The sequence below is a fragment of the Nocardia sp. CC201C genome (genome assembly GCF_030010695.1).
GTDB classification, from domain to species: Bacteria; Actinomycetota; Actinomycetes; order Mycobacteriales; family Mycobacteriaceae; genus Nocardia; species Nocardia otitidiscaviarum.
The window spans coordinates 1-10,004 of the sequence record NZ_JASCXP010000268.1; the positions used below are offsets into that span (position 1 = coordinate 1).

Genomic DNA, 10,004 nt, shown 5'->3' on the forward strand with positions numbered 1-10,004 from the left:
TCCCCCCGGCGGGAAGCCGCCCTGCGGCGCGTAATCCGGTACGGGCGGCGGATATCCGGTGCCACCCGGCGGCGGGTAGCCCTGTCCCGGCGGCGGATAGCCCTGGCCGGGCGGCGGGTAGCCACCCTGTCCCGGCGGCGGGTAGCCACCGGCGGGCGGGTAGTCCGGCGCGGACGGCGGGTACTGCCCCGGTGGCGGTGATGCCGGTGGCGGTGATGCCGGGGTCGGCGGTACGGGCGCCTGCGGCTGCCGGGGCGGCGGCGGAGCCTGCTGCTGGCCGGCCGGTTCGTTCACCTGCACGCCGTGATCGGTGACCAGCGCGGCGAAACCACCGGCGTAGCCCTGCCCGACGGCGCGCACCTTCCAACTGCCCTGTCGCCGATACAGTTCCAGTGCGATCACGATGGATTCGCTGCTGAGCCCCTCGATCCGGTACTCGAACAACGGATTTCCGGACTGGTCGGACACGTGGGCGACGGGCGCGGGAATCTGCCCGAAGCTGCCGCCGGGCGTGTCGAGCGTGATGACGGCCCGGATCTGCGCGATATCGGCGGGTACCGCCGACAGCGACACCGCCAGCGCGGCGGGCTGCCCCGACGGCGCGGGTTGCAGGTTCACGCCGGGACCGCTGGGCTGGTTGAAGAAGACGAAGTCGGCGTCCGACCGGACCTTTCCGTTCTCGGTGACCAGCAGTGCGGACACATCCGCGGGTGCGCCGATCTGAACCGAGATCACGACGTCGTTGACGGTCAGAGGACCGTTCTGGCCCTTAACCAGTGTTGCGGACAAGATCGACCCTTCGCTTGTCGGTGCGTTCGTCAGCCACTCTACGAGAAACACGCCGTACCTGCGTCGAGGGTTTTCGGTTAGGGTGACGGCGACAGTCCGAGTACCGGGGGACATGAAGCACCCATGGCGCAGTTGTTCGAAAAATCGAAGAAGGTCATCGAGGCGCAGCTCGCCGGGAGCAGTATCCGGGCGATCTCCGGGTCGATGGTCGCCTATGAGGGAAGCGTCCAGTTCAAGAGCGCCGGTTTCGGTGGCGGCGACGGTGTGCTGGCGGGTCTGAAGCGCCGTGCCACCGGCGAATCGCTCTCACTCATGGAATGTTCGGGCAACGGGCGCGTCTTCTTCGCCGTGAACGGCCAGAACGTCACCGTGGTGAACCTGAACAACGACACCCTCCAGGTGGAGTCGCAGCAACTGCTGGCGTTCGCCGGGAATCTGCGCACCGACGTGACCTTCGCGGGCCTGCGCGGCGGGGCCACCGGCGCGGGCCTGTTCACCACCAAGGTGAGCGGCCAGGGCCAGGTGGCGTTGCTGTCGGCGGGCGGCCCGCTCATCCATCTGGAGGTGTCGCCGCAGTATCCGCTGGTCGTGGATCCGGATGCGTTCGTGGCGGCGCGCGGCAATCTGAATCAGTCCTTCGTGACCGATGTTTCGTGGCGGTCGGTCATGGGCCAGGGCGGCGGGGAGGCGTTCTCGCTGCGCTGGGAGGGGCAGGGCGTGGTCTTGATCCAGCCCGCCGAGCGGTGAGAGGGCGCACGCGATGTTCGAGAAAGTGAACAGCAAGGTCGTCAAGGTCCATGCGGGCCAGGCGGGCGGCGTGGTCGCGCGCACCGGCTCGATGCTCTTCTACCAGGGCGACATCTCGTTCTCCCCGCATCAGGTACCGGGTGCGAACCAGATGGGCGGCATGGGCGGCCTGATGGGCATGGCCGGGCGGATGATGGCGGGCGAGCACGAACGCACCATGCTGGCGCAGGGCAATGGCGAGGTGCACTACGGCTTCGCCGGTCTGGAGGTGCACGTGGTGCACATGCAGCCCGGGGCCACCCTGCGCGTGGAGGCGTCGCGGCTGCTGGCCAATACCGCCGGGTTGCAGAGTTCGATTGTGTCGGTGGCGAGTTCGGGCGGCCAGGGCGGGCGCGGCGGCGGCCTGATGGGCGCGCTGCGCGGTGCGGCGTCGGGGGTGCTGACCGGCCAGGGCATGTTCACCACCCAGCTGTCCGGTCAGGGTGCGGCGGTGCTGCTCGGCCACGGCGGCTTCATCGAATTGCAGGTCGGCGGACCGAATCCGGTGGTGGTGGACCCGCAGGCGTTCGTCGCGTCCTACGGCAACGTGCAGACGGAACTGAAGACGGCGATGAGCTGGCGCGACGCGGTCGGGCGCGGTTCGGGCGAGGCGATGCAGCTGCACTGCGTCGGCCAAGGCGTCGTATTCGTGCAGGCATCCGAAGAGAAGCTGTGAAGCGATGAGTTACCAGAATCCGGGCGGATACCAGAATCCCCAGGGCGGCTACCCGAATCAGCCGGGCGGCTACCCGCCGCAGCCGGGCTACCAGCAGCCACCCGGCGGTTATCAACAGCCGCCGGGCGGATACCAGCAGCCCGGCGGGTACCCCGATCAGCCCGGTGGATACCAGGGGACGGGTCAGCAGCCGTTCGCGGGCGGCTATCAGGGCGAGCAGCCGCAGGTTCTGAACCCGATGAATCTCGGTGCGAGCGACAATATTCCGGGCAACAACTACGCCTACTGCATCGATCTCGACCGGCCCTGGTTCATGCGCAAGGGCGCGATGATCGCCTACTACGGCGATATGCGGTTCCAGTCGCTGTCGCACGGCGTGCAGGGCAATCTCATGCACATGGTGGCGCAGCAGTTCTCGGCACCGCTGTTCACCGGCGACTACGTGGTGGCGGAGGGACACGGGAAGCTGATCATCGGCGACCGCGGCTACGACATCAATTCCTACGACCTCGACGACGGCAACCTGACCGTGCGCGCCGCGAATCTGCTGGCATTCGAGCCCGGCCTGTCGCTGAACCAGTCGATCGTGCCCGGCTTCCTCACCCTCATCGGCACCGGCACATTCCTGGCCTCCTCCAATGGCCCGGTCATGTTCGCCGAACCGCCGCTGCGGGTGGATCCGGAGGCGCTGGTGGGCTGGGCGGACTGCCCGTCGCCGAGCCACCACTACGACGAACGCTGGATCTCGAGCTTCCTGGCGGCCGGTGCCGCGCGCTTCGGCGTGAACTCCGGCGAGGAGCGGCAGTTCGACTTCACCGGCGCGGGCACGGTGCTCATTCAGTCGTCGGAGAAGGTGCTCGACGATTCCCACCTGGTTCGCACCCTGGAGGGCCAGCTCCAGAGCGGGATCACGCCGAGCGGTCTGCAACGCCTGCAGGGCGTGATCATGCAGCAGTTGAACGCCCAGCAGCAGCACTGATCACCGACACCGCCGAGAACCACCACTCGCCGGGGCACGCCGGTCGTCAGCTGTCGGTGCCCGCCGGGCGGGCCGGCCGTGGCAGTATCGGCGGAGTGAGCGACGGTGGAGTCGATCCGGCGGCCGGACAGCGGCCGACCGGGCGCGGCGATCCGGCGGTAACGCACGAACAGTATCTGCGGGCGTTCCGGCACCCCGGCGTGTCCCGCGAACAGCTGCACGATCTGCTCGACGCCGTGAACGCCTTCCTCGACTCGATCACCCCGCGCGAGGGCGAATACGTGCCGCGGGGCGGATGGGCCCCCGAATCCACGGCCCTGGCCTTCCGGATCGGCCGCGCGGTGGAGCAGGTGCTCGCCGAACGCGACGCGGCCGACCGCGAGCGGCGGCGAAGACGCGAGATCCGTGATCGGCTGGTCACCGCGCTGGACGCCGTGCTCGACTGTCTGCGCGTCCTCCCGGATCTCGCCGAGACCGAGGTGAACCTCGGCACCACCGCCATCAACGAGGGCTTCCAGGTGTTCGAGGACGGATCGGTCCGCACCACGCGGGCACAGGAGCGGGGCGCGGATATGGGCGCGCTGGAGCTGCGCCGCGCCGAACTCGACGAACAGATGACCGATGCGGTGGCCCGGCGCACCGGACTCATGAACGAGACCGCCGACGTGCTGCGCGAACGACTCGGTGTCGCACCCGACGGCGTGGGCATTCCGTGGGTGATCACGGCGGCCGCCCGGGGCGGGCTCGATATCGTCGAACCCTTCGAATTCGCCGCCCACCACCTGCCGACCTCACCGCTGCGGGAGCTGGTGGTACAGCTGGTGGCCGATATCGAATTGGCCCGCACCCTCGAGGACGAGACGCCCCTGCTCGGTGGCGACGCGGTCACCGGCGACGACGCGAACGCGGAATAGCCGCGAATCCGGCGCACGCGGGCGGTCGTGATGGGAGCCTGAATTCGGACCGGCTTTCGCCAGAAGGAGCGTTCGGGTGAAGAAGCTCATCAATCGTCCGGGGGATGTGGTCGAAACGGCGCTCGCCGGGATGGCCGCCGCCCATCCGGATTTGCGTATCGATACCAAGCGGCGACTGATCGTGCGCGCGGACGCGCCGGTACCGGGCAAGGTGGCCCTGGTGTCCGGCGGCGGGTCCGGACACGAGCCGCTGCACGGCGGTTTCGTCGGACCCGGCATGCTCGACGCCGCCTGTCCGGGGGAGATCTTCACCTCCCCAGTGCCGGACCAGATCCTCGCCGCCACCGCGGCCGTCGAGGCCGGGGCGGGCGTGCTGCACATCGTGAAGAACTACACCGGCGATGTCATGAATTTCGAGATGGCCGCAGAACTGGCCGAGGCCGAGTCCGGCGGCGAGGTGCGGGCGGTGGTGGTGAACGACGATGTGGCTGTGCGGGACAGCACCTACACGGCCGGGCGGCGCGGCGTCGGGGCCACCGTGGTGCTGGAGAAGATGGCCGGGGCGGCGGCCGCACAGGGCAGACCGCTGGCGGAGGTGGTGCGGGTGGCCGAGGCGGTGAACGCCCGGTCGCGCAGTATGGGGATGGCCCTGACCTCGTGCACGGTACCCGCGGCCGGGCATCCGACCTTCGAACTCGGTGACGACGAGATGGAGATCGGCATCGGTATCCACGGTGAGCCGGGACGGGAGCGGATGCCGCTCGCGCCCGCACGCGAGGTGGCCGCCCTGCTGGTCGAGCCGCTGCTCGCGGATCTTCCGTGCACCAGCGGGGATTCGGTGCTCTGCTTTGTGAACGGGATGGGCGCGACGCCGCTCATCGAGCTGTACGTCATGTTCGACGAGGTGGCGCGGATCCTGCGCGGGCAGGGGATCGAGATCGCGCGATCGCTGGTGGGACCGTACATCACCGCGCTGGATATGGCCGGTTGCTCGGTAACCCTGACTCGACTCGACGACGATCTGGTTTCGCTGTGGGACGCGCCCGTGCGTACCCCGGCCCTGCGATGGGGGATGTGATGGCAAAGCTGAACGCGGCCGCCTGGGTGCGGTCCTACGCGGCGCTGATCGATCAGCGCGCCGCCGAACTCACCGCGCTGGACGCGGCCATCGGCGACGCCGACCACGGCATCAATATGCAGCGCGGCCTGGCCGCGGCGGTGGCGGCGCTGGCGGACGCGCCCGGGGCGAGCGCCACCGAGGTGTGCAAGCAGACCGGCATGATCCTGGTGCGGACCGTGGGCGGGGCCAGCGGACCGCTCTACGGCACCTTCTTCCTACGAGTGGCCGATGGCCTCGAATCCGGCACGGACGTAACGACTTTCGCCAAGGCGTTCCGCGCCGGGCTGGAGGCCGTGATGGCGCGCGGCAAGGCCGAACGCGGCGACAAGACCATGGTCGACGCGCTCGCGCCGGCCGCGGACTGTCTGGACCGGCAGTTGGCCGTGGGCTCCGGACCGGCCACCGCGCTGGAGGCGGCGGTCGCCGCGGCCGAGGCGGGGCGCAAGGCCACCGCGCCCATGCAGGCCCGCAAGGGGCGCGCGTCGTACCTGGGCGAGCGCAGTGTCGGACATATCGATCCCGGCGCGATGAGCGCCATGCTGCTGGTGCGCGCGGCCCGGCAGGCGCTGCGGTGAGCGTCGGCGCGCGCCGCGGTGCGTGTCGGTAGGCGCTGCGGTGCGCGGATCGGCGTAGCCCACCGAGGTAGCGCCGTGGCGTAAAGGGACAGATCACCCATGGCGTCCAGCGGTTCGATGGCGCAGGATCGAGGCATGATCGAGCTGAAGGACAAGGCGGCGGCCTTTCTCGCCCTGCATCGCCCCGGCGATCCGGTGATCCTGCCGACCGTATGGGACGCCTGGTCGGCAACCCTGGTGCGGGAGGCGGGATTTCCGGCGCTCACCGTCGGCAGTCATCCACTCGCGGACGCCATGGGCAAGAGCGACCAGGAGGGGATGGCCTTCACCGATGTGGTCGCCCGGGTCCGCGAAATCACCGGGGCCGTGGACATTCCGGTGTCGGTGGATATCGAATCCGGCTACGGGCTCGACGCCGCCCGCCTGGTGGAGGGCCTGCTCGAGGCGGGTGCGGTGGGCCTGAACATCGAGGACACCGTGCACGGCGAGGGCGGCCGACTGCGCGACCCGGCCGAACACGCCGACCGGGTCGGCGCGCTGCGCCAGAGCGCCGATGCCACCGGCGTCCACCTGGTGGTCAACGCCCGCACCGACGTCTTCCTGCGCCCCGCCGCCGACGCTCCGGCCGACCGTTTCGAAAGTGCGGTCACCCGGCTGAAACTCGCCGCCGAAGCCGGTGCCGACGTGCTCTATCCGGTCGGCCGCCACGAACCCGACGTGCTGCGCCGCCTGTGCCGCGAACTCCCGCTGCCGGTCAATGCCATCGCCATGCCGGAGTCCGGGGAACCCGCGGCGTTCGCCAAGGCGGGGGCGGCGCGGGTGAGCTTCGGCCCGTTCCTGCAACGCGCCCTCGCCGCGGAAGCCGGTCGGCTGCTGGAACGGTGGCGCTGACGACCTCCTGGGCAACGCCGTCGAATCCGGAACGGCCGCACCGCCGACCCCTGACCGTGCCGCGGGATCACCGGCGCGGTCAACGGGTTTCGGAGCGGTCGAGCATCCAGTCGACCATTTCCTCACCGGCCATAATGCCGGTGCTGCGGGTGACGGTGAGGTTGGGGTGGGTCCACGCGAGCTGCTCCAGCTCGCCGTGGCGGGGGCGGATGGCCGAGTCGGCGGCACGCAGCATCTCGGCGTCGAGCGCGCCGTCCCCGGCCGCGAGCAGGCGGGCTCCGGCATGCAGTTCCCCGGCGGCGGTGAGGCGGCGGCGCACCTCGGCGACGGCCCGGCTCTTGCAGACCGCCGTGGGCATGCTGTAGATCTTGCGGCCCTGCTGGGAGGCGGACCAGCCGCGCTCCCGGCACCAGGCGTCCCAGTCGGCGAGGAAGCCGGTGGGCACGAGTTTGGGTTTGACCACCAGGTAGCAGAACAGGTGGTCGGCCACTCGGAACTTGGTGGCCCAGGAGTCGTCGATGCGGGCCCGCAGTTCGGCACTGACCTCGGAGAGCGTGGCGCTGGTGGCGCGCACCTCGGCGTCGAGGTCGATGCGCCAGCGCATATCGGGGACGCCGTTGACCAGGATATTGCCCCCGTTGCTGGTGATGGCGTATCGCCAGGGGGCGCCGGGTAGTCGAATCCGGTTGAACTGCTTGATGGTTCGGGTGGTGGTCGGGATCACCGCGGCCGGGGCGGTGAGCGTCGCCATGCGCTGGGCGGCGATGACGGTCATGAACGACAGCGGAGCGCCCTCCAGGTGCTCCACACAGACCGTGCGCGGCTCCGGAAACTCGCCGAAGGCGTTGCGCGAGTAGATCATCGTGCGATCGAGATCGGTGGCGATGAGGGTCTTGCGGTACAGCGCGGGTCTTCGGTCCACCATTACTGTTTCACGTCCTTGATCAATCCCATGCAGGCATAGGCCAGCTCGGGTACTACTTCCACGGGTACCCCGCGCGCCTGCGCGAGCATGCGGATATGGGCGTGTTCGGGGGCGTCGGCCGCGCGCACCAGCACCTTCCACGGCACACGCCGCAGCAGGACGCGGGTGGTCTCGCCGACGCCCGGTTTCACGAAATTCACGCTGGAGATGCCGTATTCGGCCCGCACCTGCTCCACCGACTCCCAGCCCGCCCAGGTGGGGCTGCGGTCGGCGGCGCGGAGGGCAGCGAGGTTGTCGGCGACCCGCGGGCGCACCGCGTCGAAACGTGCGCTGACGGTGTCGAGCAGACGAGCGGACACGTCGTCGGCGGCCAGCTCACGGTAGAACTTCGCGCCGTGGAAATCGCCGGGCCCGATGAGAGTGCCATTGAGCACGGTGCGCGAAACCAGGCCGGAGACCGTCGAATTCAGGCAGGCCGAGGCGATGAGGAAGTCGTCGCGGGTGCCGTAGGTGCGTACGCAGCTGCCCGGATCGGCCAGCACCGCCAGCTCGTCGTCGAAGCGCGCCCCGCCCGCGGCGTGGTAGGCGTCCAGGGCGGCGGTGAGCTCGCGGGTGATGGCCCCCTTGCCGGTCCACCCGTCCACGAACACGACCTGCGCCGGATCATGGTGCCGGGCAAGGTAGTCCAGTGCCACCGCGTCGATGCCGCGATCACGCACGATGGACACCGCATAATGCGGCACCTCGAGCGCGGGCGAACGGTAACGCAGCCAGCGCCGCATGAGAACACCCACCGGCGTCCCGGCCCGCGCCAGCGAGGCCAGCACCACCTCGTCGCCGCGTTCGGCGACAACGAGTTCGGCCACCGTCGCCACGGCCAGCGCCAGCCGTTCGGCGCTCTCGTCCAGCACCCGGTCGAACAGCTCCCGATACGCCGCGTCCGGCTGATACTCCACCGGCAGCGACTCAGCGTAATGCGCCACCCCGTCCTGAATCCGCCGCTCCCGCTCCGCCACATCGGCTTCCAGATCCACCCCGGACAGATCCTTGAGCAACCAGGCCACCTCGTCCGGCGCGTAGGACCCGAACTCCGGCCCGCGCAGGGGTTTCGGCAGGTTCGCAGGATCGGCGACGGCGGCCGCGGCACCGTAGGCCCGGCCGCCCGGCACGGCGCCACCCGACATCGCGGCGGCCGAGGCTACGCCATCCGAGACGGCGGCACCCGCGATCACACCGTCCGAAGTCGAACCGCCCGGCCGACCACTGCTCGCGGTGTCGACCTTCCGAGTCGTATGGCCGACTGGCGCGCCACACGGAACTGCCACCCCCGCTGTTGTGCCGCCCGGCTCGGCGATATCCGCCCGCGCTCCGGCCGTACCGCCCGCGACCGAATCGCCCACGGTCGCGGCACCCGCCGCCGAATCGCCCGCCGCCGCGCCGCTCTCCGTGACGCCACCCGCCCGCGCTCCGGCAGCACCGCTCACGGCCGCAACACTGGCAGGCATCTCCCCCACGGTCGCGGCACCCGCGGCCGCGCCACCAACAGTCGCGACGCTGGCGGACGCCTCTCCCACGGTCGCGCCGGTCCGGGCGGCGCCCCGCGCTGTCATCCGGTAGTCGGTGCGGGCGGCGGCGAGGGCGCGGGGGTCGGCGTCGGGGACGACGGCGAGCACCACATCGGCTCCGGAGGCGGTCAGGACGTCGACGAGGCCGCCCGGCTCGGTGAGCCGCTCGGTGTCTGCCGGTGTGTCGACAACCACCAGCAAGATCGGGTCGGGCGCGCCGGGCTCCGGCCAGCAGGCGTTGTAGAGGTACCGCGGGACGTCGTCGGGTTCCGGTGCGGTGAAACGGAATCCGCGCCGCAGCGGGTATCCCGGCTCGTCCAGCACGTAGGCCGGTGACCGCGTGGTGGTCTGGTACCGGGTCGGCACGCCATCGTCCGCCAGCGCCGCCGCGAGACGCAGCGGTAGGTACATGAACTCCTCGTGCCCCAGCACGATCACCGGGCGCCCTACCCCGGCGCACTCCAGCGTGGCAACGCCACCGGCGGCCCCAGCCCCCCGGCCGCCCACCGCCTGCCCATCGGCGTTATCAGGGGCGACCTCGCCGCTCGGTGGCGACGTCACCGCATCAGGCGTCGGCACACCATGGTGATCGAGCGCGGAACCGCTGCGACCGGTCGGACCGGCGTACTGCGCTGACGATCTCTCCCCCGGCCCGCCGACGTGGCTGGATTCGGCCGGGCTGCCGACGCTCGACCCACCCCATCGGTCCTGCGGCGCTACGTCTCCCGACATCCGGCCGGTAGCCGGCATGAGCGCGGCGGAATCGGCGACCGGCCCGTCGGCC

10 protein-coding genes are annotated in these 10,004 nt (G+C 70.5%); 7 read left to right on the plus strand and 3 right to left on the minus strand.

Annotated features, from left to right (window positions below; translation table 11 throughout):
• A partial coding sequence (locus QK444_RS24420; protein ID WP_282784060.1) for a TerD family protein occupies positions 1-789 on the minus strand: 789 nt, incomplete at its 3' end.
• A gap of 123 nt (positions 790-912) precedes the next feature.
• On the opposite strand from QK444_RS24420, the gene QK444_RS24425 reads away from it, so the two are divergent.
• From QK444_RS24425 to QK444_RS24455, 7 genes are all read left to right on the plus strand, one after another.
• A complete protein-coding gene (locus QK444_RS24425; protein WP_282784061.1) occupies positions 913-1,536 on the plus strand; it encodes an AIM24 family protein in 624 nt (207 codons plus the stop codon).
• Between the two features lie 13 nt (positions 1,537-1,549).
• Positions 1,550-2,251, plus strand: coding sequence for an AIM24 family protein (locus tag QK444_RS24430; protein ID WP_029930186.1), 702 nt, complete (start codon positions 1,550-1,552; stop codon positions 2,249-2,251).
• A gap of 238 nt (positions 2,252-2,489) precedes the next feature.
• On the plus strand, positions 2,490-3,230 hold the full coding sequence (locus QK444_RS24435) for an AIM24 family protein (protein ID WP_282784073.1): 741 nt from the start codon (positions 2,490-2,492) through the stop codon (positions 3,228-3,230).
• A 95-nt stretch (positions 3,231-3,325) separates the two neighbouring features.
• Positions 3,326-4,144, plus strand: a complete 819-nt coding sequence (locus QK444_RS24440) for a hypothetical protein (protein WP_039818196.1) — start codon at positions 3,326-3,328, stop codon at positions 4,142-4,144.
• 76 nt (positions 4,145-4,220) lie between these two features.
• Positions 4,221-5,222: a dihydroxyacetone kinase subunit DhaK gene (gene dhaK / locus QK444_RS24445; protein ID WP_282784065.1), complete on the plus strand. Its 1,002-nt coding sequence runs from the start codon at positions 4,221-4,223 to the stop codon at positions 5,220-5,222.
• Complete coding sequence (dhaL, locus tag QK444_RS24450) at positions 5,222-5,839, plus strand: dihydroxyacetone kinase subunit DhaL (RefSeq protein ID WP_039818222.1); 618 nt, start codon at positions 5,222-5,224, stop codon at positions 5,837-5,839. Before dhaK ends, dhaL begins: the two co-directional genes overlap by 1 nt.
• Positions 5,840-5,956: 117 nt before the next feature.
• The gene (locus tag QK444_RS24455; protein ID WP_282784067.1) at positions 5,957-6,730 is read left to right on the plus strand and encodes an isocitrate lyase/phosphoenolpyruvate mutase family protein; all 774 of its coding nucleotides are present in this window, start codon (positions 5,957-5,959) and stop codon (positions 6,728-6,730) included.
• Between the two features lie 79 nt (positions 6,731-6,809).
• Here the strand turns inward: QK444_RS24455 and QK444_RS24460 are convergent, their stop codons facing one another.
• On the minus strand, positions 6,810-7,655 hold the full coding sequence (locus QK444_RS24460; protein WP_282784069.1) for an HAD family hydrolase: 846 nt from the start codon (positions 7,653-7,655) through the stop codon (positions 6,810-6,812).
• A complete protein-coding gene (locus QK444_RS24465) occupies positions 7,655-9,658 on the minus strand; it encodes a cysteine protease StiP domain-containing protein (protein WP_282784071.1) in 2,004 nt (667 codons plus the stop codon). The genes QK444_RS24460 and QK444_RS24465 overlap by 1 nt, the downstream gene beginning before the upstream one ends.
• Positions 9,659-10,004: the final 346 nt, after the last annotated feature.